This window comes from Enterobacter bugandensis, assembly GCF_900324475.1.
Taxonomy (GTDB): Bacteria; Pseudomonadota; Gammaproteobacteria; order Enterobacterales; family Enterobacteriaceae; genus Enterobacter; species Enterobacter bugandensis.
Genome location: NZ_LT992502.1, coordinates 3380060 through 3404120, shown reverse-complemented (window position 1 = coordinate 3404120; position 24061 = coordinate 3380060). Strand labels below are relative to the sequence as shown.

The 24061-nt window shown below is 53.2% G+C and carries 19 protein-coding genes and 2 tRNA genes; 13 read left to right on the top strand and 8 right to left on the bottom strand.

All coding sequences use genetic code 11. The features are described from left to right. Positions 1–132 precede the first annotated feature (132 nt). The 3 genes from DG357_RS16395 (at position 133) to DG357_RS16385 (ending at position 2730) form a co-directional block, all read left to right on the top strand. Positions 133–208: transfer RNA gene (locus DG357_RS16395), tRNA-Ala, on the top strand. 41 nt (positions 209–249) lie between these two features. Next, positions 250–325: transfer RNA gene (locus tag DG357_RS16390), tRNA-Ala, on the top strand. A gap of 215 nt (positions 326–540) precedes the next feature. After that, on the top strand, positions 541–2730 hold the full coding sequence (locus tag DG357_RS16385; RefSeq protein ID WP_088204739.1) for a sensor domain-containing phosphodiesterase: 2190 nt from the start codon (positions 541–543) through the stop codon (positions 2728–2730). 43 nt (positions 2731–2773) lie between these two features. Here the strand turns inward: DG357_RS16385 and DG357_RS16380 are convergent, their stop codons facing one another. Further along, positions 2774–3961 (bottom strand): NupC/NupG family nucleoside CNT transporter, encoded by a 1188-nt coding sequence (locus DG357_RS16380; RefSeq protein WP_008501591.1) that lies wholly within the window; start codon positions 3959–3961, stop codon positions 2774–2776. A 346-nt stretch (positions 3962–4307) separates the two neighbouring features. Here DG357_RS16380 and DG357_RS16375 point away from each other — a divergent pair, with 346 nt between their 5' ends. Further along, entirely contained in the window at positions 4308–5546 is a 1239-nt protein-coding gene (locus DG357_RS16375; RefSeq protein WP_028013986.1) for an Nramp family divalent metal transporter, read from the top strand. A 32-nt stretch (positions 5547–5578) separates the two neighbouring features. Here the strand turns inward: DG357_RS16375 and DG357_RS16370 are convergent, their stop codons facing one another. Both DG357_RS16370 and mgrA read right to left on the bottom strand, forming a co-directional pair. Beyond that, complete coding sequence (locus DG357_RS16370; RefSeq protein ID WP_028013985.1) at positions 5579–5929, bottom strand: DUF2502 domain-containing protein; 351 nt, start codon at positions 5927–5929, stop codon at positions 5579–5581. Between the two features lie 127 nt (positions 5930–6056). Then, positions 6057–7055 (bottom strand): L-glyceraldehyde 3-phosphate reductase, encoded by a 999-nt coding sequence (gene mgrA, locus DG357_RS16365; protein WP_088204740.1) that lies wholly within the window; start codon positions 7053–7055, stop codon positions 6057–6059. 185 nt (positions 7056–7240) lie between these two features. Between mgrA and ipdC the strand changes: the two genes are divergently transcribed. Continuing rightward, positions 7241–8899 (top strand): indolepyruvate decarboxylase, encoded by a 1659-nt coding sequence (gene ipdC, locus DG357_RS16360; RefSeq protein WP_028013983.1) that lies wholly within the window; start codon positions 7241–7243, stop codon positions 8897–8899. Here the strand turns inward: ipdC and DG357_RS16355 are convergent, their stop codons facing one another. Further along, on the bottom strand, positions 8900–10135 hold the full coding sequence (locus DG357_RS16355; RefSeq protein ID WP_041908826.1) for an ion channel protein: 1236 nt from the start codon (positions 10133–10135) through the stop codon (positions 8900–8902). Positions 10136–10340: 205 nt separating this feature from the next. Here DG357_RS16355 and glk point away from each other — a divergent pair, with 205 nt between their 5' ends. Then, positions 10341–11306, top strand: coding sequence for a glucokinase (glk, locus tag DG357_RS16350; protein WP_028013981.1), 966 nt, complete (start codon positions 10341–10343; stop codon positions 11304–11306). Between the two features lie 38 nt (positions 11307–11344). Here the strand turns inward: glk and DG357_RS16345 are convergent, their stop codons facing one another. Both DG357_RS16345 and DG357_RS16340 read right to left on the bottom strand, forming a co-directional pair. Continuing rightward, on the bottom strand, positions 11345–12076 hold the full coding sequence (locus DG357_RS16345) for a LytR/AlgR family response regulator transcription factor (protein WP_028013980.1): 732 nt from the start codon (positions 12074–12076) through the stop codon (positions 11345–11347). A 1-nt stretch (position 12077) separates the two neighbouring features. Then, on the bottom strand, positions 12078–13784 hold the full coding sequence (locus DG357_RS16340; RefSeq protein WP_088204741.1) for a sensor histidine kinase: 1707 nt from the start codon (positions 13782–13784) through the stop codon (positions 12078–12080). Between the two features lie 386 nt (positions 13785–14170). Between DG357_RS16340 and alaC the strand changes: the two genes are divergently transcribed. Then, positions 14171–15409, top strand: a complete 1239-nt coding sequence (gene alaC / locus DG357_RS16335; RefSeq protein ID WP_088204742.1) for an alanine transaminase — start codon at positions 14171–14173, stop codon at positions 15407–15409. Positions 15410–15460: 51 nt separating this feature from the next. Here alaC and ypdK read toward each other — a convergent pair whose 3' ends face one another. Then, positions 15461–15532, bottom strand: a complete 72-nt coding sequence (gene ypdK, locus DG357_RS16330) for a membrane protein YpdK (protein ID WP_099458937.1) — start codon at positions 15530–15532, stop codon at positions 15461–15463. A gap of 358 nt (positions 15533–15890) precedes the next feature. Beyond that, positions 15891–16811 (bottom strand): kdo(2)-lipid IV(A) palmitoleoyltransferase, encoded by a 921-nt coding sequence (gene lpxP, locus DG357_RS16320; protein ID WP_028013977.1) that lies wholly within the window; start codon positions 16809–16811, stop codon positions 15891–15893. A 792-nt stretch (positions 16812–17603) separates the two neighbouring features. Between lpxP and tssB the strand changes: the two genes are divergently transcribed. The 6 genes from tssB to hcp are packed head-to-tail and all read left to right on the top strand — an operon-like array spanning position 17604 to position 23922. Next, positions 17604–18101, top strand: a complete 498-nt coding sequence (gene tssB / locus DG357_RS16315; RefSeq protein WP_041908834.1) for a type VI secretion system contractile sheath small subunit — start codon at positions 17604–17606, stop codon at positions 18099–18101. Between the two features lie 32 nt (positions 18102–18133). Beyond that, a complete protein-coding gene (gene tssC / locus DG357_RS16310; protein ID WP_047368046.1) occupies positions 18134–19678 on the top strand; it encodes a type VI secretion system contractile sheath large subunit in 1545 nt (514 codons plus the stop codon). A gap of 17 nt (positions 19679–19695) precedes the next feature. Then, positions 19696–21036 carry a type VI secretion system baseplate subunit TssK gene (gene tssK, locus DG357_RS16305; protein ID WP_049138774.1) on the top strand — a complete coding sequence of 447 codons (1341 nt, stop codon included), beginning with the start codon at positions 19696–19698 and terminating at the stop codon, positions 21034–21036. Further along, positions 21033–21722: a type VI secretion system protein TssL, short form gene (tssL, locus tag DG357_RS16300; RefSeq protein ID WP_041908837.1), complete on the top strand. Its 690-nt coding sequence runs from the start codon at positions 21033–21035 to the stop codon at positions 21720–21722. The genes tssK and tssL overlap by 4 nt, the downstream gene beginning before the upstream one ends. Beyond that, a complete protein-coding gene (locus DG357_RS16295; protein ID WP_049138773.1) occupies positions 21719–23425 on the top strand; it encodes an OmpA family protein in 1707 nt (568 codons plus the stop codon). Before tssL ends, DG357_RS16295 begins: the two co-directional genes overlap by 4 nt. 5 nt (positions 23426–23430) lie before the next feature. Then, on the top strand, positions 23431–23922 hold the full coding sequence (gene hcp, locus DG357_RS16290; RefSeq protein ID WP_028019678.1) for a type VI secretion system effector Hcp: 492 nt from the start codon (positions 23431–23433) through the stop codon (positions 23920–23922). Positions 23923–24061: the final 139 nt, after the last annotated feature.

Sequence of the window (24061 nt, the reverse complement as noted above, 5' to 3'; positions counted from 1 at the left end):
ACTGCGAGCAGGCTCGCAAAGTGATTCATTTGCATGATTTTTCGGCGATTGAACCGCGGCTATTGATTTTGCCGTTGACACTCCGCGGCGGAATTCATATTATGCCGCCCGTCAACATGACAGCTTTACGATGGGGCTATAGCTCAGCTGGGAGAGCGCCTGCTTTGCACGCAGGAGGTCTGCGGTTCGATCCCGCATAGCTCCACCAAACTCTGAACCCAACAGAGTGTGGTTAGTAAAGTAACATGTGGGGCTATAGCTCAGCTGGGAGAGCGCTTGCATGGCATGCAAGAGGTCAGCGGTTCGATCCCGCTTAGCTCCACCAAAATTTTAAACCCTCGTCAAAAGACGAGGTTTTTTTTTATGTTTTTGTAACACCCCTAAACATATTTTGTTGCCAAAATGGTTTTTTTCCATATCCCACCTCAACCGAAATCAATAAATCAGTCTATAAATAGACTTCAACTTGATTCGCGTAATTAATAAACCTATTATCCATGCGGTCAATGATATGAATGGATAATAATCTCCCCCAGCTTAATGAATAGAAAATCGTATAATAATGTAAAGATATTTATAATTGCTCTGGCGATCTGTCTGATTGCGGTTCCCGTTTCCCGTTATCTCTCCCCGCGTGCAATTGTTAATGAACACGACGTTTATTTAGCGTGGCTCCCGTTAAGCGTTATGCTGGCGATTATGCTGTTATTGGGGCGCCGCGGTATTCTGCCTATTCTGATAAGTTTTATGGTTGCTAATATATTTAACGTTAATTTAGCACCACTACAATATTCAGTATTACTGTTCTGTCAGACTTTCTCCGTATTCGCTGCCTGCGGTGTTCTGCGCCTTCTGCTGGGCCGGCGCTGGCGCTACTGTATGCCCAACAGGCACATTGGGTTACGCATATTTTGGCTCGGCTTTATGGTGCCGATAGGCATTAAAATGTCGATGTATCTCGCTGGCTATTTCTTTGATTTTCCGGTCACAATCTCAACTTTCTTCGGCGAAGGAACGGTAATTTATAACGTTGTTGATATTCAAAGCCTGATATGCGCGGCGATGATTTTTACCATGATGTTCTATTATCCGTTAAGAATGATTATTAATCCTCGTTATGCCATCAAGTTCTGGCGGCGAAGTGTGAAGCCCGTGTTTTTACACAAGAAATCATTATATATATTCGTCTGGCTGATGCTGTTAATCGCCATCATCGCAATTTTATGTGCGCCTTTTGAGTCGCCTGTTATTGCAGGCTATTTGATGCCGATTATTTTCATTCTCTTTACGTTAGCGATTAGCCGTCTGAGCTACGCGCTTATCTCTCTGCTGTGGGCCACCTCTGCGCTTCTGCTGTTGACCTACAACTACAACTTTCTAAACGGAGTGGAGTCGGGCCATTCGCTCTCCTTTATCCTGTCGGTACTGATCTCATTTGCTATCTGCCTGCTTTATATGTCGCGTATCTATCAGCGAAGCGAATGGTTGAAGCAGGGCTGGCAGGACAGAGCGCTCACCGATCCGCTGACCGGATTACCCAACATTCGTGCGCTGGAAGATTTTCTCCTCGACCACCCGGATGCCAAAGTGTGTTGCCTGAGAATGGATAATCTGGAGTTTTTAAGCCGCCATTACGGCATTCTCATGCGGGTGCACTGCAAACGAATGATCACGTCCTCTCTCCAGCCGCTGTTGCAAAAAGATGAGACGCTTTTCCAGCTGCCGGGAAGCGAGCTGGTGCTGGTATTGCTTGGGCAGGGAACGGCCGAGCGCCTCCAGCATATGGTTGATCGGCTGAACAGCCGTAAGATTTTCTGGAACAATACCGGGCTGGATATCGAATTTGGCGCGTCCTGGGGAATGGTCGAAAACGGTGAGAAACTGCACCACACGCTGGGGCAACTGAGCTGGCTGGCCGAGCAATCCTGCGGAGCGCACAACGTTCTTGCGCTGACGAATAGCCTGGAAGCTGCATCAGGACAAACAACGGAGCGTGTCCTGATGCTGGCGCGGATTAAGCACGCCCTGGAGGCGGGGCAGTTCCATTTGTATGCGCAGCCGATCCAGAAGGCGGACGGTAGCGGGTACTACGAAATTCTGGCGCGTATGGAGAGCGAGGGCGAGATCATCACCCCTGACCGCTTTATTCCCCTGATTGCCCAGTTCAACCTCAGCCACCGGTTTGATATGTGCGTCATGGAAAAATTACTGCTGTGGCTGCGCGATCACCCAGCCACGCAGGCTGGCGCCCGTTTCTCTGTCAATCTGATGCCGCTTACGCTGATGCAAAATGAGGTGGCGACTGAGATTTGTGCGCTCTTTGAACGGTACGGCGTTGCGCCTCAGGCTGTCGTGATTGAGATCACCGAAGAGCAGGCCTTCTCCAATTCCGGCTGCAGCATCCACAACATTCAGCAGCTGCGGAACTACGGTTTCAGGATTGCCATCGATGATTTTGGTACCGGCTACGCCAACTACGAGCGTCTGAGACGCCTGCAGGCAGACATCATTAAAATTGACGGCTGTTTCGTGAAAGATATTTGTACTGATGATATGGACGCAATGATCGTCCAGTCAATATGTAATCTGGCGAAGACGAAATCACTGTGCGTGGTGGCCGAATATGTTGAGACGCCAGCGCAGCGGGAGATGCTGCTACGCTTCGGCGTGGACTATCTCCAGGGCTACCTGATAGGCAAACCCAAACCGCTGGAAGAATTGCGGGCATAAAAAAACCGGGAGCAAGTCTCCCGGTTTTTTTTTACGGTAAACGTTACAGAACCAGCGCAGCGATAGAAGCAGACAGGACGCTCACCAGGGTGGAGCCGTAAACCAGTTTCAGGCCAAAGCGAGAAACCACGTTACCCTGTTCTTCGTTCAGGCCTTTAATCGCACCGGCGATAATACCGATGGACGAGAAGTTCGCGAAGGAGACCAGGAATACGGACAGAATGCCTTCCGCACGTGGAGAGAGCGTGCTGGCGATTTTCTGCAGATCCATCATCGCAACGAATTCGTTAGAAACCAGTTTGGTCGCCATGATACTTCCCACCTGCAGCGCTTCGTGAGCTGGAACACCCATCACCCATGCGACAGGGTAGAAGATGTAGCCCAGGATGCCCTGGAAGGAGATGCCCAGCACAGCGGCGAACAGGGCGTTCAGTGCGGAGATCAGGGCGATAAAGCCGATCAGCATCGCGGCAACAATAATCGCCACTTTGAAACCGGCCAGGATGTACTCACCCAGCATTTCGAAGAAGCTCTGACCTTCGTGCAGGTTAGACATCTGGATGTTCTCTTCGCTGGCGTCAACACGATACGGGTTGATCAGCGACAGAACGATAAAGGTGCTGAACATATTCAGAACCAGCGCTGCAACCACATATTTTGGCTCCAGCATGGTCATGTACGCGCCCACGATAGACATGGAAACGGTAGACATCGCGGTTGCCGCCATGGTGTACATGCGGTTACGAGACATTTTGCCGAGGATATCTTTATACGCGATGAAGTTCTCAGACTGACCGAGGATCAGGGAACTTACGGCGTTGAAAGATTCCAGCTTGCCCATGCCGTTTACTTTGGATAACAGGAAACCAATGCCACGAATAACGAACGGCAGAACGCGGATGTGCTGCAGAATACCGATCAGCGCGGAGATGAAGACGATTGGGCACAGTACCTTCAGGAAGAAGAATGCCAGACCTTCGTCGTTCATTTTACCGAAGACAAAGTTTGTCCCTTCGTTGGCGAATCCGAGCAGTTTTTCGAACATTTCGGAGAAGCCTTTCACGAAGCCGAGGCCTACGTTGGAGTTCAGGAAGAACCACGCAAGTAAAACTTCAATGACCAGCAGCTGGACAACATAACGAATACGAATTTTTTTGCGGTCTGTGCTGACCAGCAATGCGAGTGCAGTAACGACAACAAGTGCCAGGACAAAATGAAGGACGCGGTCCATATTTGCTCCAAATATGAGGCAGGTTTAATTTTCGTGCACATTCTATGTAACAACCGAAAAGAAAACGAGATCAGGGACACACTATAGTTACATCCTGTGACGAGTCTCAAAATTAGTGATCCACAATACATTTTTGTTATGTTAGGTAAATGAGTGAAAAGTTAAGTTTGTGTGCTACGCTTCACAAATGACCGCGCATTTTCACATTCTGTGATGTCGCACCACCTGCCCATCTATTGTTCTTAGCTATCAGAGAAATCATTTTAAACTCTCTAAATGATCTTGATAATCATTCTCATTTTGATAGCATTAAACATAGCAAAGGCTATATTTCCAGAGGCAGATAATGACAAACAGTCGCGTAGAGGGTAGCAGTGGTAGAGCCGCGCGCAAGTTGCGGTTCGCATTAATGGGACCTGCTTTTATTGCTGCCATCGGCTATATCGATCCGGGTAATTTTGCGACCAATATTCAGGCCGGGGCCAGTTTCGGCTATAAGCTGCTGTGGGTGGTCGTCTGGGCAAACCTGATGGCGATGCTGATTCAGATGCTCTCTGCAAAACTGGGGATTGCCACGGGTAAAAACCTGGCGGAGCAAATTCGCGACCATTATCCCCGTCCGGCGGTGTGGCTCTACTGGGTTCAGGCGGAAATTATCGCCATGGCAACCGATCTCGCTGAATTTATCGGGGCAGCGATCGGCTTTAAGCTGATTCTGGGCGTGTCGCTGTTACAGGGGGCGGTGCTGACCGGGATTGCCACATTCCTGATCCTGATGCTGCAACGTCGGGGTCAAAAACCGCTGGAGAAGGTCATTGGTGGCCTGCTGCTGTTTGTTGCTGCGGCGTACATCGTCGAGCTGATTTTCTCACAGCCGAATCTGGCGCAGCTCGCGAAAGGCATGGTGATCCCAAGCCTGCCAACCTCGGAAGCGGTTTTCCTGGCCGCCGGGGTACTTGGGGCGACCATTATGCCGCATGTCATTTATTTGCACTCCTCTTTGACCCAGCATCTGCACGGCGGGACGCGTAAAGAACGCTACTCGGCAACCAAATGGGATGTGGCAATCGCCATGACCATCGCGGGTTTTGTGAATCTGGCGATGATGGCCACCGCAGCCGCCGCTTTCCACTTTAACGGTCATACTGGTGTCGCCGATCTCGACCAGGCTTACCTCACGCTTGAGCCGTTACTGAGCCATGCTGCTGCCACGATATTTGGTCTGAGCCTGGTTGCCGCCGGTCTCTCCTCCACGGTGGTGGGGACGCTGGCAGGGCAGGTGGTGATGCAGGGATTTGTTCGCTTCCATATTCCATTGTGGGTGCGTCGTTTTATCACCATGCTTCCGTCGTTTATCGTGATTCTGATGGGGCTCGATCCAACGCGAATTCTGGTGATGAGCCAGGTGCTGCTGAGCTTTGGTATTGCGCTGGCGCTGGTGCCGCTGCTGATTTTCACCAGCAATAAAACTCTGATGGGCGAACTGGTTAATACGACGCTGGTGAAACGGGCCGGGTGGGCCATCGTGGTGGTCGTCGTAGCGCTAAACCTGTGGCTGTTGATTGGCACCGCGCTGGGGCTATAAAAGAAAAAGGAGCCGGGAGGCTCCTTTTTGCATTAATGATGACCGTGACCGTGACCACCGCGTCCTTTTCCGCCGTGACCCCAGCCGCCGCGGCGGTCGTCACGATCTTTCCAGCCTTCGCGGTAGCCGCGCTCATAGGCGTTGTTTTTATACCAGCCGCGATGCAGGCCGTTATCGTGCCTGCGCCAGCGGTCACCCCGCCATTCATAATGACGGTGCCAGTAATCACGGTCGCGCCAGTAGCCACCGTCCCAGTATCTGCCGTAGTCGTCACGATCGCCAATTTGTAATTTTACTGATGGCAACAGGGTGATTTCGCCAGCAGTGGCGACCAGCGGGGCAGAAGCCAGTAATACCGCTGCAAGAATCAGTGACCTGAACATACTCTTTCTCCTTCACGATCGGGGCCTTCGTGGGGCCTGTTAACGCAATATTACGAGTTGGTAAAGGCTCGTTTCATCGCCTCAACTCCGAATTCCCGAGGGAGAGCACTTTTTGCTAAAAGTGGTTTTATTTTGAACTACTCAGGATCTGGTCGATTAGAGAAAGTTCTTCTGCGGTAAACTGGCGGTTTTCCAGCATACCCACGGCATCATCAATCTGAGCCGTTTTGCTGGCTCCGATCAGCACCGACGTGACCTCCTCATGGCGTAATACCCAGGCAAGCGCCATCTGCGAGAGCTTCTGGCCGCGGCTTTCTGCCAGGGCGTTTAGCTGGCGCACCTTCTCAAGCTTCTCTTCGGTGATCTGTTCCGGGTTAAGGAATTGACTGCCGCTTGCCGCACGGGAATCGGCGGGAATACCGTTAAGATACCGGTTGGTCAACTGTCCCCCTGCCAGCGGCGAGAAGGGAATACAGCCGACCCCTTTTTCCTGCAGAACATCCAGCAAACCCTCTTCCGGCGCACGTTCGAACATTGAGTATTTCGGCTGGTGGATCAGGCAGGGCGTGCCCAGGTCATTCAGGATATCAATCGCTTTTCGCGCCAGCTCGGCAGGATAGTTGGATAACCCGACATACAGGGCTTTGCCCTGGCGCACCAGATGGTCAAGCGCTTTCATGGTTTCCTGCAGCGGTGTTTCCGGGTCCGGACGGTGATGATAGAAGATATCGACATATTCCAGCCCCATGCGCTTCAGGCTTTGATCGAGGCTTGCCAGCAGATATTTACGCGATCCCCAGTCGCCATAAGGGCCGTCCCACATGGTATATCCCGCTTTCGTGGAGACGATCAGCTCATCGCGCCAGGGCAGGAAATCCTCCTGCAAAATACGGCCGAAATTACGCTCGGCGGACCCCGGCGGGGGACCATAGTTATTGGCAAGGTCGAAATGTGTAATACCCAGATCGAACGCGCGCTGTAAAAGTTGACGGCTATTTTCGATAAGCGTAGCGTCACCAAAGTTATGCCACAGCCCCAGCGAGACCGCGGGCAACCTGAGTCCGCTTCGCCCACAGCGGCGATACTCCATTGTCTGATAACGATTTTTGTCCGGCTGATAACCCATTCGTATGACCTCTCGTGCTGAAGAGAAAAATCAGTGTATACGTTTACATTAACGTGAAAAAAAGCAGCATAACCCAGCATTTTTTGTAAAGCATTCTTTCCATAGCCTTCTTATCGCCAATTCTGGACAGCCATCACGCTTATTTAATACTCAAAGTGAGGTCAACATCAGAAGGATACCTGTTTATGCGTACCCCGTACTGCGTCGCCGATTACCTGCTGGACCGTCTTACAGATTGTGGAGCCGATCATCTGTTTGGCGTGCCGGGCGACTATAACCTGCAGTTTCTCGACCACGTAATAGACAGCCCGGATATCTGCTGGGTGGGCTGTGCCAACGAGTTAAACGCCTCTTATGCCGCTGACGGATATGCCCGATGTAAGGGCTTCGCCGCGCTGCTGACGACGTTTGGCGTCGGCGAATTAAGTGCCATGAACGGCATTGCGGGCAGCTATGCCGAGCACGTTCCGGTGCTGCATATTGTTGGCGCGCCGGGGATGGCGTCTCAGCAAAGAGGGGAACTGCTGCACCATACGCTGGGCGATGGTGAGTTCCGTCATTTTTACCATATGAGCGAGCCGATCACCGTTGCACAGGCGATCCTGACCGAACAAAACGCCTGTTATGAAATCGACCGGGTACTGACGACGATGCTCCGAGAACGTCGCCCCGGCTATTTGATGTTACCTGCTGATGTGGCAAAAAAAGCCGCTACGCCGCCTGTAAACGCTCTCACGCTTCGGCATGCCCATGCCGATAGCGCCTGCCTGAAAGCGTTCCGGGATGCTGCGGAGCGTCAACTGGCAGCGAGTAAGCGTACCGCGCTGTTAGCGGATTTTCTTGTCCTGCGCCATGGGCTGAAGCACGCGCTGCAGAAGTGGGTGAAGGATGTGCCGATGGCGCATGCCACGATGCTGATGGGCAAAGGCATATTCGACGAACGTAACGCCGGTTTTTACGGCACCTACAGCGGTTCGGCCAGTGCCGGTCCGGTAAAAGAGGCGATAGAGGGGGCGGATACGGTGCTGTGCATCGGCACGCGTTTTACCGATACTCTGACGGCCGGGTTTACCCATCAGTTAACGCCTGCACAGACGATAGAAGTCCAGCCTCATGCCGCCCGCGTCGGCGATATCTGGTTTACCGGCATCCCGATGGCCCAGGCCATTGAAGCGCTGCTGGAGCTGTGCAAACAGCATATTCACGATAAGCCTGTTCCGGCATCGCACAGCGCGATGAATTTCCCTCAGCCGGACGGCTCACTTACTCAGGAGAATTTCTGGCAAACGCTGCAAACGTTTATTCGCCCGGGAGACATCATCCTGGCCGATCAGGGCACCTCGGCCTTCGGCGCGATTGACCTGCGTTTGCCTGCCGACGTGAATTTTATCGTCCAGCCGCTGTGGGGCTCGATCGGCTACACCCTGGCCGCGGCGTTCGGTGCGCAAACGGCATGCCCGAACCGGCGGGTGATTGTGCTAACGGGGGATGGTGCGGCACAGTTGACCATTCAGGAGCTCGGGTCAATGTTGCGTGATAAACAACATCCCATCATTCTGGTGCTCAACAACGAAGGATACACGGTTGAAAGGGCAATTCACGGGCCGGAACAGCGTTACAATGACATTGCGCTATGGAACTGGACGCAAATCCCGCAGGCCCTGAGCCTCGATCCTCAGGCCCAGTGCTGGCAAGTCAGTGAAGCGGAGCAGCTGGCGGACGTGCTGGAAAAAGTGGCGCACCACGAGCGGCTCTCGCTAATTGAGGTGATGCTGCCAAAAGCGGATATCCCGCCGCTGCTGGGGGCGATTACCAAAGCGCTGGAAGCGCGCAATAGCGCCTGATTATTTGTCGTTTCGCCAGGCCATCATCATCGGTTTGCCCGCCAGCAGGAGCCAGGCGGGCAACATCACGATGCAGAGCAGCGGGAACAGCGTCGAATCCGGCACCACCACCGCCGCCATAAACAGGCTCAGCCATGCATCGCGCGTCACCACCAGTACCAGCCCCAGAATAGAGCAGGATACGGTAATCGCCGCCGGAACCGCGTCGACATGCTCGTGCAGCATCAGCCCCAGCGCCACGCCGACAAACACCGCCGGGAAGATACGCCCGCCGCGGAAACCGCACGCTGCAGCAACGACAAGCGCCGCCAGCTTGATGACGGCAAACAACAGGTAATCGGACACGCTAAATACTTGGCTGAAGGCCAGCTGCTGCATCTCGTCCAGACCTTTGAACAGGGTCACCGTTCCGCCAATTGCGCCTAAAACACCGAGGATTAACCCCCCTGTTCCCAGAATCAATACCGGATGTTTGAGTTTATGCACCAGCCGGTGCAGGCGCGGAAGACACCATACCGCCACCATGCCCAGCGCGATGGCGATCGCGACGACGATGGCGCCGCTGAATATATCTGCAATCCGCATCTCTCCGTAGTGCGGCAGAGAGAGGGAAAAATGGGGATGGAAAAACAGGCTTGTCGTCAGCGCGCCGGCAGCCGCGGCCATCAGTGGAGCGAACAGTTTATCCCAGAGCGGGACGTCGTTATCACTGGCCAACGTCTGAGAAAAGATCAGGGCAGCAGCGACAGGCGTGCCAAAAAGCGCCCCGATGGTGCCTGCGGAGGCGAGGATGGTCCAGTCCAGCGCGCCGACGCGAGGCAGAATGCGTGCGCCGAGGAACACCGCCAGGCCAATATTCACCGCCATAATCGGATGCTCGGGACCCAGGCTGACGCCGCCCGCCAGGCCCACGATCAACGCGACGATCAGCCCCGGCAGTGCAGAGGGGGGAACCGGGGCGCCAATAAGAGGTTCCAGCGCCGGGTCCGGTCCGGCGTGGCCGGGACTGAAACGGATCGCCAGACCCACCGCAATACCGGTTAACGTCAGCATCAGGATGATCCACGCCGAAGAATCCGCGGTGACCCCCAGTTTTGCCGGAAGCGCTGTCCATAAGAGAGTTTGCAGCACCGACGCGATTTTCATCACGACGATAAGGACCAGGCTTGAGGCCACGCCAATGATCAGCGCCGGAATTGCCAGCAACAGCATGGTTCTGGCTCGCGGGTGGAGCATGATGATTTCCTTGTACAAAATGCAATGACGTTACTTTGCATATTAAGCCTTATGGCAATAGTGCAAAAGGTGCTGAAACGGTAAAGTTATTCTGTGACGAAGATCGATAATCCACGGGCATTCACCTTCCGGTCGTTGTTGTTATCACGCCTTGAATTTACAGTGTCCGAAAGATTTATTCTGACTTTAGCGGAGCAGTAGAAGAATGACAAAGTATGCTTTGGTAGGCGATGTGGGCGGCACGAACGCGCGTCTCGCATTATGCGATGTAAGTAGCGGTGAAATTTCTCGGGCGAAGACCTACTCAGGGCTGGATTACCCAAGCCTTGAGGCCGTTGTTCGCGTCTATCTGGAAGAGCATCAGGTGAGCGTCGAAGACGGCTGCATCGCCATTGCCTGCCCGATAACCGGCGACTGGGTCGCAATGACCAACCATACCTGGGCATTCTCCATCGCAGAGATGAAAAAGAATCTCGGTTTTGCGCATCTGGAAATCATCAATGACTTCACCGCGGTGTCCATGGCGATCCCGATGCTGAAGCCGGAGCACCTGATTCAGTTTGGCGGCGCTGAACCGGTCGAAGGCAAGCCGATTGCGGTTTACGGCGCCGGTACCGGCCTGGGCGTGTCGCACCTGGTGCATGTTGCTCAGCGCTGGGTGAGCCTGCCGGGTGAAGGCGGCCATGTGGACTTTGCGCCAAACAGCGAAGAAGAGGGCATTATCCTCGAAGAGTTACGCGCGGAGATCGGCCACGTTTCCGCCGAGCGCGTCCTGTCAGGGCCGGGGCTGGTGAACCTGTATCGTGCGATTGTGAAATCGGACGGTCGTCTGCCGGAAAACCTGCAGCCGAAAGACGTCACTGAACGCGCGCTGGCGGACAGCTGCATCGACTGCCGTCGCGCTCTTTCGCTGTTCTGCGTTATTATGGGACGGTTCGGCGGCAACCTGGCGCTAACGCTGGGCACCTTTGGCGGGGTCTATATTGCGGGCGGGATCGTGCCGCGCTTCCTCGACTTCTTTAAAGCCTCCGGTTTCCGCGGCGGGTTTGAAGATAAAGGGCGTTTCAGAAGCTACGTACAGGACATTCCCGTTTATCTCATCGTGCATGATAACCCAGGCCTGCTGGGTTCGGGTGCCCATCTGCGTCAGGTTCTCGGTCAAATTCTCTGATGTATCATTACCCTCTCCCGCGGGAGAGGGCTCTTTCGTTACAGGTGCATCAGCTGGCGGAATTCTTTCACTTTGCTGCGGCTCACCGGCACCTGAAAATCCAAATCCTTAAGGCGCAAAATATAGGTGTTGTTAAACCACGGTTCAATCTCGCGGATCTTGTTTAAATTGACGCAAAACGAACGGTGGCAGCGGAAAAAGTGGGCTGCCGGAAGCTTGCTGCAGAATTCGGTAATGTTCATCGCCATGACATACGATTCCCGCCGCGTATAGACAAACGTCATCTTTTCGTGCGCTTCGGCGTAGTAGATATCGTTGACCGGGGTCACGATGATGCGCTCATCTTTGACCAGATTAATGGTGTCGTTTTCCCGTATCGTCGGGCTGGCGGTAGCCGGAGCGCTCTGTTGCTGCCATGCGGCCTCCAGCTTTTGCAGCATGCTGACAATTCGCGACTCCTGGTAAGGCTTCAGAATATAGTCAAATGCCTCCAGCTCGAAGGCTTCTACGGCATGCTCTTTCCATGCGGTAACGAACACAATAAACGGCTTATGGGCAAACTGATTGATATTTTGCGCCAGCAGCACGCCGTCCAGCGAGGGAATATTGATATCCAGAAAAATCGCGTCAACCCGGTTATGCTGCAGAAACTTCAGCACGTCCAGACCATCATCAAACGTACCCACAATCTCCATCTGGCTGTGGGTTTTGATAAGCCAGGTTAGTTCCTGTTGAGCCAGGAATTCATCTTCAACGATGATGACTTTCATATTACTCACCCTGAGGTAATAAAGATGTCGCCGCATGAACAGGGGAGCGCTCATTCGGGACGTAAAAAGCGATTTCAGTGCCTGGTTCAAGACGATGAATATGCAGCCCGTCGCCGTAGAGAAGCTTGACTCTGTGGTGCACGTTCAGCAGCCCGATTTTATTCCCGGGCATCTCGTTAGACTCCACGCGCTCAATGACTTTTGGGTCAATCCCGTGGCCGGTATCGCGCACCGCAATTCGCACCCGGTTGCCGCTTTCGGTGATGCTGATGGTGACCACCCCTTTGCCTTTACAGGGCTGAATACCGTGAACAATCGCGTTTTCAACCAGCGGCTGGATCAGCAGGCTCGGGATCACGCAATTGACCTCTTCATCAATATCGTAAATCACCGTGAGCTTGTCGCCAAAGCGCGCCTGCTCAATCGCGATATAGTCTTTGATCTGATAAAGCTCTTTTTTAATGTCTATCTGCTCGTCATCTTTCAGTTCGATGTTGTAGCGCAGATAGCGCGACAGGTTAAAAATCAGCTGGCGCGCGGTGTCCGGATTCAAACGAATGGAAGAGGAGATAGCGTTGAGCGCGTTAAACAGGAAATGGGGATTAATTTTGCTCTGCAGCGCGCGCAGCTCTGCCTTATTTGCCATCTCACGCAGCTGTTCTGCCCGGGAGACCTCAAGCTGAGTAGAGATAATCTGCGACAGGCCAATGGCCATCTCCTGCAGCGTGGAGGTGATCTGATGCGCGTGGCAGTAATAAATTTTCAGCGTGCCCGTCACAACGCCTTTTTCCCATAGCGGGATCACCAGCATCGAGTGAATTTCCGGCGTTCGGTGAGCTTCATCATTGTTTTTAATGATGATTTTTCCGTAGTTAATCGCCTGTCTGGTGGTCGGACTAATGGTGTCATCACTGTCGCGATAGTTGTGTTCTCCAACGCCTACGTAGGCCAGCACGTGGTCGATATTGGTGATGGCGACGGCGTCAGCGTGAATGTCGTGGCGGATGATCTCGCAGACCTGGCGCAGCGACTCCGCGTTAACGTGGCGAAAGAGCGGCAGCGTTTTGTTGGCAATATCCAGCGCCAGCTTGGCCTGACGGGCGGCGCTGGCCTCTTTTTCCCCTTCAACGCTCTGTACCAGCAGCACGATAAAACCGATGCAGACGCTGCCCAGGATCATAGGAATACCGATTTTCGAGACGATATCCAGCCCCAGCGCGGTGGTGGGGGCCCAGACGACGACAAGGACCATGGTCAGCGTTTCGCACACCATGCCCGCAGCAATCCCGGCGCGCCAGCGCTGTTTTTTTGGGATCTTACGGCCGATCCAGCCGGAAAGCACCCCGGCGATAATGCTGGTGATAAAGCATGGCACTGCCGTTACGCCACCGATATCAATCAGGTAGCGATGGGTCCCGGCAATCACGCCGGTGATGACACCCACCCACGGGCCAAACAAAATTCCGCCGGACATGACGGCGATAATGCGCACGTTAACCAGCGAACCCTCTACCGGCACCCCGGACCAGGTGCTAAACAGTGCGAACAGAGAAAAGATGGCGGTAACGGCCAGCAGCTCTTTCGGCGAGTGTGCGGATTTATGCAAAAGCTCGCGAAACAGGCGAATGCGAATCAGGAAGAACAGGCAAATCAGCATTAATGCCGCACGGTCAAAAACCGCCAGCAGCATAGTGAATATCTCGTGCACGGAGCAGACCTGGGCAAACGGGAAAGAACCATGATAAAAAACCTGGGGCGTATTGACCAGCTATCCGTCGGGTTTATCAAATGAGGAAAAACCATATTTTACAAAGGGGATTGTCAGGTGAGGATTGATGCTGCCCGATTTTTTCTCAGCGCCAAATCACCAGGTAACTGTTTTGATATCATTGTGTTAAATAACGGCTAACGGAAAGCCAATATCAGAACCCTGTTTCCATTTTCAGGCATTGCAGTGTTCCGGTTTTCACGGGGGCGCTTTTTTTTCATTTCCCTCTCGACAGGGTGATTTTTTTCAGGTTATTTTCTAAGCACGCCACATCGGTGGCAGCGTCGCTCGGACGGTCCGGGCGCTAACGTTAATCTGAGGAATCTATGGCTGAATTCAGTCCTGAACGCCGTTTTACACGTATCGATCGTCTCCCCCCTTATGTTTTCAATATCACTGCTGAACTGAAGATGGCTGCGCGTCGGCGCGGCGAAGATATTATCGATTTCAGCATGGGTAACCCTGACGGCCCAACGCCACCGCATATCGTTGAAAAGCTCTGCACGGTTGCCCAGCGCCCGGATACGCACGGCTACTCAACCTCGCGCGGTATTCCCAGGTTACGTCGCGCGATCTCGCGCTGGTATCAGGATCGTTATCAGGTTGATATCGATCCTGAAAGTGAGGCGATTGTCACCATCGGCTCGAAAGAAGGGTTGGCACATCTCATGCTGGCCACGCTGGATCACGGTGATACGGTGCTGGTACCCAATCCTAGTTACCCAATCCATATCTACGGCGCGGTGATTGCCGGGGCGCAGGTGCGCTCTGTTCCGCTAGTGGAAGGTGTCGATTTCTTTAATGAACTGGAACGTGCCATTCGCGAAAGCTACCCGAAACCCAAGATGATGATCCTCGGTTTCCCGTCGAACCCAACGGCGCAGTGCGTGGAGCTTGATTTCTTCGAGAAAGTTGTCGCTCTGGCCAAGCGTTATGACGTGCTGGTGGTTCATGATTTAGCCTACGCCGATATCGTCTATGACGGCTGGAAAGCCCCGTCGATAATGCAGGTTCCGGGCGCACGTGACGTGGCGGTGGAGTTCTTTACCCTGTCGAAAAGCTACAACATGGCGGGCTGGCGTATTGGCTTTATGGTGGGTAACAAAACGCTGGTAAGTGCACTGGCGCGCATCAAGAGTTACCACGATTACGGTACCTTCACGCCGCTGCAGGTTGCCGCTATTGCCGCTCTGGAGGGCGATCAGCAGTGCGTTCACGACATTGCTGCTCAGTATAAACGTCGCCGCGACGTACTCGTAAAAGGGTTACATGAGGCTGGCTGGATGGTGGAGATGCCGAAAGCGTCCATGTACGTCTGGGCGAAAATTCCGGAACCGTACGCAGCGATGGGTTCGCTGGAGTTTGCTAAAAAGCTGCTGCAGGACGCGAAGGTGTGTGTGTCCCCGGGCATCGGCTTTGGTGATTATGGCGACACCCACGTGCGCTTTGCTTTAATCGAAAACAGCGACCGTATTCGTCAGGCGGTGAGGGGCATCAAGAGTATGTTCCGGACCGATGGCCTGCTCTCAGCAAAGAGCGTTGCTGAAAACCCCGTGTCCTCATGACAAAAAAAACAGGAGCCAAATGGCTCCTGTTTTTTTGACCGCATGTTCTCACTAGATCATCAGGGCAAAGGTTCCGGCCCAGACTAAAACGATCACCGAAATGCCCATAAAGAAATATTTCACGTTTCATCGCTCCGCGTATCTTGTGGTACGCATTTAAAAACAGAGTCCAACTGATTATAGAGAACTGAAATCCCGGCTAAACAGAAATGAGAATTTTCCCGTTACGCCGATGACTCCCGCTCAGAATTCTGTGCTTTCCTGGTGCCAGACGGCGCTAATGTACGCTTAAAAATGAGGGGTGACAAGAGGGATTTTTTTAAATAATTTCCGCCACTTACGAGTGTCGTGGAACGGCGACAGTTTGATTTCACAGCGCAATAAATTCACTTTGGGCGACGCCATCAAAGACGGTTTTGCAGTGAGATGACAGGTGATTGAAAAGGCTAGTTTCTTAGCGAAACTAACCTTCATGCAGGGCTTAAATATAGAGGGAGGCTTCGCCAAGAGGACGCGTTTTGAAACGGCGATGCATCCAGAGGTATTGCTCCGGTGCGCGCATGATTTCAGTTTCGATGACCTTATTGATAAACGCTGCCGCTTCACACTCGTTTTCCGGATAGTTAGCCATTTCCGGAGAGATGTGCAGACGGTAGCCTGACTTATCCGCTTTTCTCACCATCGTCACGGTCAGCATGGAGGCACCTGACAAACGCGAAATGACGAAAGTCCCGTTGGTCGTCGCTACATCCTTCACGGCAAAGAAGGGGGCAAAGCTGCTGCCTTTGCGTCCGTAATCCTGGTCAGGAGCGAACCAGACGGCCTCACCTTTCTTCAGGGCGCCAACCATACCGCGCAGGTTGTTACGGCTGATCATCGCTTTATTGGAGCGCATGCGGCCTCGCGTCTGAACCCACTCCATCAGTGCACTGTTGTGCGGTCTGTAGGTTGCCATCATTGGCTGACAAAGGCCCATCACGCGCCCGCCAAGCTCCAGGGACATAAAGTGCACGCCAACAACCATCACGCCGCGTTTTTGCAGCTGAGCGCGTTTAAGGTTGTCCAGTCCTTCTACATCAAACCATTTGCGGACGCGTTCATCCGGCCAGAACCAGGCCATGCCGGTTTCAAGCAGCGCCATGCCGATGGATTTAAAGTTTTCAGAGATCAGTTTTTCGCGCTCTTCAGCATTGTACTGAGGAAAGCAAAGCTCGATGTTTTTACGCGCGATAGATTCGCGACGCTTCAGGAAATAGCGGGATGCGCTGCCCAGTTTCGACCCCAGCATACGCAGCACAGGGTAGGGGAGCTGTACCAGCAGCCAGAGAACGCCAAGACCAAACCATGTAAACCAGTAACGCGGGTGTAAAAACGCGCGTTGAAATTTGGATTGAGACAAAATAGAGAAACCTATGTAGAGCCGGTGAAAGTAACGCTTAGTGCGATACCACGTGCCTATTAGACCGTAGTACAAGGTCATGGTTGCAGGCTTTACCGATCTTTACGGCGTTACCTGGCCATAGCTGACGTTGGGTGGGCGGTATAATGTAACACCGTTATACGATATGTGCTATTACTCGTTTTTGATTAAAAAAGCGACGATCCAGGAGGTGTTTGATTTTACAGATTTTATAAACAGCCGCATTGAGAGCATCCCTCCTTCTTGCGCGGCGACCAGAAGCCTCTGTGCAAGGATAAAGTCAATTCACGAGCAAGCACGGTATTAATGATTGACGACTCGTTAAGTATCCGGAAATGAATTTTTTACTACATATAATAAATAAGAATTTTCATAAGGAAAAATCTTATATATTATTCATGCCATCAATAAAATATTCACTTTTCATACTTTTTCGTTTCTTCTTTTTTTACGTTCCTCAATAGCTTCTTTCAGTTAATTCATGCTTTTTTGACAAAGTGTCGTGATGCAAATCAAAATAAGTTGTTTTTATTAGTATCTCACTGGTTGCGATCCTTTTAACGATATAAATATTTGGTTTGCGCGAAAAGAGTAGTTTCTTTTTCTGCCTTGGTAGGGCATTACACAATAATAGTTTAGCAGAAAATTCTTAAGAAATTTCTCATTGCGGGTTAATGATCTGCGTATTTGATTTTGTGTCGATCATTATTCTATGATTGCGCATCAACGCGATACCGTGAAGTTGGCATAGCAAAACCAAAGAGGGAAGATGAGATGGCTGACAGTTTTCAGAATGAAGTGCCTAAGGCACGTATTAACCTAAAGCTTGACCTGCATACTGGCGGAGCAAGCAAGAAAATGGAATTACCATTGAAATTGCTTGTTGCGGGTGATTTTAGTAATGGGCAGGACACAGCGCCAATATTTGAGCGCGAAAAGGTTAATATCACGAAGAACAATTTTGATAGCGTTCTTTCCGAATATTCCCCAAAAGTTAATCTGACCGTTAAAAATACGCTGGCTGATGATGGCGGTGAGGACAACATTCAGCTGACTTTCCAGAGCATGAAAGATTTCACGCCAGAGCAGGTGGCAGCTCAGATACCGCAACTGAAGGCGATGCTGGCGATGCGCAACTTGCTCCGTGATTTGAAAGCCAACCTTTTGGACAACCAGACTTTCCGAAAAGAGCTGGAAAAAATCGTTCTTGACCAGTCGCTTAGCGCTGAGTTGCGAAATGAATTATCCGCACTGGCGTCAAAAAAATCGTAACCATCAGGCTGTTTTAACGGATTAATCAAGGAATGCTCATGTCTGTACAAAATAATATTACTGGCGGTGAAAGCGTGGTGCTGGAGCGCCCAGCAGCGGGTGGGGTTTACGCTTCCCTGTTTGAGAAAATCAATCTGAGCCCGGTCTCTGAGCTGAGCGCGCTGGATATCTGGCAAGATGCGCAGGCGATGTCGGATGCCACCGCCGATGAACGTCTGACTGCAGGTATGCAGGTCTTTCTGGAGTGTCTGACCAAAGCAGGCTCGAAAGTCGAAAAACTGGATAAAAGCCTGATTGATCACCATATCGCTGAGCTTGATTTTCAGATCAGCCGCCAGTTGGACGCTGTAATGCACCATGATGAATTTCAGGCGGTTGAGAGCCTGTGGCGTGGGGTGAAGTCGCTGGTGGATAAAACCGATTTTCGCCAGAACGTGAAAATTGAGCTTCTGAGTATGTCTAAAGAAGACCTGCGCCAGGACTTTGAAGACTGTCCGGAGGTGATCCAGAGTGGTCTGTATAAACACACCTACATCGACGAATATGATACCCCGGGCGGCGAGCCGATTGCGGCGCTGATTTCCGCTTACGAGTTCGACGCTTCAGCGCAGGATGTCGCTCTGCTGCGCAATATCTCTAAAGTCTCTGCTGCGGCACATATGCCGTTTATTGGCTCGGCAGGCCCGAAATTCTTCCTCAAGGAGTCAATGGAAGACGTTGCGGCGATTAAAGATATTGGTAACTATTTCGACCGCGCCGAGTACATCAAGTGGAAATCGTTCCGTGATACCGACGACGCGCGCTACATCGGTCTGGTGATGCCCCGCGTACTGGGACGTTTGCCGTATGGCCCGGATACCGTTCCGGTTCGCAGCTTCAATTATGTCGAAGAGGTCAAAGGTCCGGATCACGACAAATACCTATGGACCAACGCATCGTTTGCTTTTGCGTCCAACATGGTGCGCAGCTTTATCAATAATGGCTGGTGTGTACAGATCCGTGGGCCACAGGCTGGTGGTGCGGTTCAGGACCTGCCTATCCATCTGTACGATCTCGGTACTGGCAATCAGGTAAAAATCCCGAGCGAAGTGATGATTCCTGAAACCCGTGAATTCGAATTCGCGAATCTGGGCTTCATTCCTTTGTCCTATTACAAAAACCGCGACTACGCCTGCTTCTTCTCGGCTAACTCCACACAGAAACCGGCGCTGTATGACACCGCAGATGCAACGGCGAACAGCCGCATCAATGCGCGTCTTCCGTACATCTTCCTGCTGTCGCGTATCGCCCACTACCTGAAGCTGATTCAGCGCGAAAACATTGGCACCACTAAGGATCGCCGACTTCTGGAGCTGGAGCTGAACACCTGGGTCCGCAGTCTGGTGACCGAAATGACCGATCCGGGCGATGAACTGCAGGCGTCTCATCCACTGCGTGATGCGAAAGTGGTGGTGGAAGATATTGAGGATAACCCGGGCTTCTTCCGCGTGAAATTGTATGCGATTCCGCACTTCCAGGTGGAAGGTATGGACGTCAACCTGTCGCTGGTTTCCCAGATGCCGAAAGCAAAAGCGTAAAAACAGGCAGGAAGCCGATGAAAACGGAACAACCGTTATGGGGTAGGGGCATTATGGTCTCTCCCCAGCATTTTCAGCAACAGGTCGCGTATGCGGCCTGGTCTGCCGAATGTATTGCCCGGCTGGGACTCATCTCACCCTGGGGGGTCATTGACGCCACTTTCGAACCGGAATCTCTCAAGCTTGGACGTCTCCAGGCCCGTCATCTGCATGTCCGTTTTCAGGACGGAACGCTGATTGATACAGACAATGCAGATTCTCTGCCGCCTGTGTTGTCGCTTGAAAGTGAATCGCAGGAGGTGACGGTGATGCTGGCGCTTCCGCTACTGCGGGCGAATGGCGGTAACTGCCTTAAACCCGATGAAGTGGCCGAGCGCCCGGTGCGATATCGTCAGCGCTGGCGAGATGTACGCAATGCGTATGGAGAAGACACCCGTCAGATTGCGGTAATGCAGCCGGAACTGACCCTGCGTTTTGCGCATCAGAACAACAGCGATTACCTGACTTGTCCAGTCGCCCGGCTGGAGCAAGATTCGCAGGGTGCATGGCAATTAGATGAGACGTTTCTTCCTCCGCTGTTGACCATTCAAGGCAGCCGCTGGCTGGTGACGCAACTGGAACAGTTGATGACCCAACTGCGGGCTCGTCTCTGTCGTTTGATGGCAATGCGGCGCGAAAGCAATGAGCGTATGGCTGACTTTGCCGTGGCTGATGTCTCTCTGTTCTGGCTGCTCAACGCCCTGAATAGCGCTGAGCCCGTACTGGATCAGTTCCAGCGTAATCTGCAAAGCCCGCCGGAACGTCTGTATCCGGAGCTTTCTCGCCTGGCGGGGAGCTTGCTGACATTTTCTCTGGAGCACCAGGTGAACGCTATTCCGGTCTGGCATCATGAGCAACTCAACGCGGTATTTCCGCCGTTGTTTGATTTACTTAGCGATCTGCTTGAAGCCAGTCTGCCGTCCCGCGTGGTGGCTCTGACGCTCGACTATGACCCACGACTGCACTTCTGGCAGGCTCGCCTGCATGACCCGCGTCTGCGCGAAGGAGCGGATTACTATCTTTCTGTACGGTCGCCGATACCGGTGGCGCAGTTGCAGGAACAGTTCCCGCGCCAGTGTAAGGTCGGCAGTCCTGACCATGTGCGTGGGATCGTCAACTCATCCCGCGTGGGTGTACCGCTGATGCCGCTGCGTCATGTGCCAGCCGCCATTCCGCTGCGCCTGGAAAATCAGTATTTCAGTCTCGACCTCTCGCATCCTTTGGCAGCCGAAATGCTCCAGAGCGGGACATGCATGTTTTACGTCCCGGGCATGCTTGGTGAGCCTGAACTTGAACTCTTTGCGGTACTGAGAACATGAGTGAGCGTAAACGCGGCATTGCCGTGCCTGTTGATATTGACGCACTGCTGCAGGATACCTGGCTTCAGGTCATCAGCCTTCGCCATGGCCCGCTGTTTCAGGAAGGTGAAGGTCGGGTCTTATGGGAACGCTGTATCGCTGATGTAGAGCGCGTTCAGCGTGAACTAAAAGCGAGTGAACTCGATGAAGCCAGCTGTAGGCATATCCTCACTGCACAATGTGCATTGCTTGATGAAGCGGTAAAAGGCCGCGGTGTAGAGGATGATGCCTGTGTGCAGTGGTATGACATTCCTTTGCAGGGACACTTCCTCGGCACGATGGACGCCGGTGACACCTTGTGTGACAGGATGCGCGATGTGCTGCGTGAACCTGCACCAGACAATGCCGTACTGACCTGCTTTCAGCGGGTAATGATGCTCGGTTTTCTGGGTAGTTACCGCTCGCTAAGCGATCCTGAGCGTCAGAAGCTGGTCAGCGCCCTCAATGAACGTGTTACGCCGTTCAGCTATCCGCAGACTCACCCTGTTCTGGCAGAGAGTCGCACCGGACGCGGGACGGGAGGCTGGCTGGCGTCATGGCCCGCTCGTATCGGCCTGAGCGTGATTGTTCTTGCCGCGCTCTGGTGGGGACTGGATCAATGGCTCGATCAGATGCTGCTGACCCTGTTGCCGGGAGTCATAAAATGAGTCCTGTACAACAGCGCGGGCTTGCGCTGTGGGCCGCCCTGCTGAGTGCTGTGGTATGCCTGGCTTTTTTGCCGTTATCCCGGCTGGCTTCAGTGCTCGTTCTGCTGGCGATGATCGGGGTTATCGTCGCGTTCTGGTATATCGCCAGACCTCGTGCGGAGCATGACGCCAGCCTGCGTCTGGATGACCTTCCTGAAACCACTTACCGTCAACCTGTGGTGCTGGTTTGTGGTGATATGCCTCTGACCTGGCCGCAACAGTCACCGGTACTGACCGTCACGCAGGGATGCTGGATCCGCGTTGAGGATCATCAGGATCTGGAGCAGGTTGCCCGTCAGGTACTGTTGCAGCGCCCGGACTGGGGGCGTCAGCTGTCGGTGATGGTCAGTGTCTGTCCGCAGAAACACGTCGACAGCGAAGCCCTGACAAGTCGTCTGTTGGCTTTGCGCTGGCAAATTAGTCAGTTGCGTAAAGAAACGGGACATTCTGTGCCATTGATTCTGAATGGTCAGATAGGCAGTGCGATGACGGATGACATGCTCTGGCAGGCCGCTATTCCGGGTGAAGGGTGGACTGTCTGGCGTGAGTCGAATGCGCCTTGTTCAATTGCCGCATGGGTCACCACCGGCGGTGCGCCTGTGATGCAGCAGCAGGTGCTGATGAATAGCCTGATGAGTTGGTTCCATCAGCATGTCCAGGCGGTATTCATCGATGATAATCCTGATGTTCCGGCCATTGCACCTGCAGCAATGCTGGGGGGAATGGGGCCGATTCTTGCCGGAAGCCTTGCGTCATCGGCCTGGACGGCGTGGTTGTCGCGTCATACCGCCATGCAGCAGGTGTCTGGCTGGCACCCGGTGGGAACGGACAGTACGGTGATCTCCCCACTTCCGGATTTCATCCTGCCACAGCTACCGGAAGGGGGAGGACTCACTCCCCGTGCCCGGACCTGGCGCTGCGTCCTTGGCATTTTCACCCTGGCTGCTATTACCGCGCTGCTTTGTAGTGGCTGGAATAATCGCCAGCTATTGCATCGCGTGAGCTTCGATATTGTCCGTTACGATCGCATTTCTATGGATGACTACGGTCCGAAAGCCGACGCCGTTGCCGTCCTGCACAAGGATGCGGCATTGCTGGATGACCAGGCGCGTAACGGCGTACCGGCCCGATTAGGCCTGGGGCTTTATCAGGGGGAGCGACTCCGGATGCCGGTGCTGGAGGCCATCCGTTCGTATGTTCCTCCGCCCCCCAAACCTCAGCCGCAGCCCAAACCAGTACCGAAAATTGTGCGCCTCGACAGCATGTCGCTGTTCGATACCGGCAGATACGACCTTAAACCCGGTTCGACGAAGCTGCTGGTCAATTCCCTGGTCGGTATCAAAGCAAAACCGGGCTGGCTGATTGTTGTGTCAGGGCATACCGATAACACCGGCAATCCACAACTGAACCAGACGCTGTCCCTGAAACGTGCCGAAGCGGTACGCAACTGGATGCGTGACACCGGCGACGTGCCGGAAAGCTGTTTTGCGGTACAGGGCTATGGCGAAAGCCGTCCTGCCGCAACCAACGACACTCCGGAAGGGCGGGCGCTCAACCGTCGTGTCGAAATCAGTCTGGTACCGCAGGCCAATGCCTGTCAGATACCCGGCAAACACCCGGCGTCATCGCAGGATGATGGCGTCTCAGAAAATAAAACGGAGTAATTAACATGGCAATTCCTGTTTATCTTTGGCTGAAGGACGACGGCGGCGCGGACATTAAAGGGTCTGTGGACGTTCAGGATCGTGAAGGCAGCATCGAAGTGGTGGCACAGCAGCACAACCTGTACATCCCTACCGATAACAACACCGGCAAGCTGACCGGGACCCGTATCCACACGCCGTTCCTGTTCACTAAGGAAATCGACTCCTCCAGCCCGTACCTGTACAAGGCGGTGACCACGGGTCAGACCCTGAAATCCGCTGAGTTCAAGTGGTACAAAATCAACGATGCGGGCCAGGAAGTGGAGTACTTCAACACCAAACTTGAAAACGTCAAGGTGGTGAAAGTGAACCCGGTAATGCACGACATCAAGGATCCTTCTTTCGAGAAGCATAACCACCTTGAGCAGATCGAGCTGCGTTACGAAAAAATCACCTGGACCTACAAAGACGGCAACATCATTCATTCCGATTCCTGGAACGAACGCGCCACCGCGTAATCCTGATGCGGGCAGTTTTTTCCTGCCCGCAGTTTTTTGCTGAGCGCCTGAGACGCGGGTGCTCAGCAAAGAAAACACAACCTGCCTGCCTGACCTTATGCGCTTTGGTGAACAGCGAGGGGCGGTAGCGTGTCCAGGA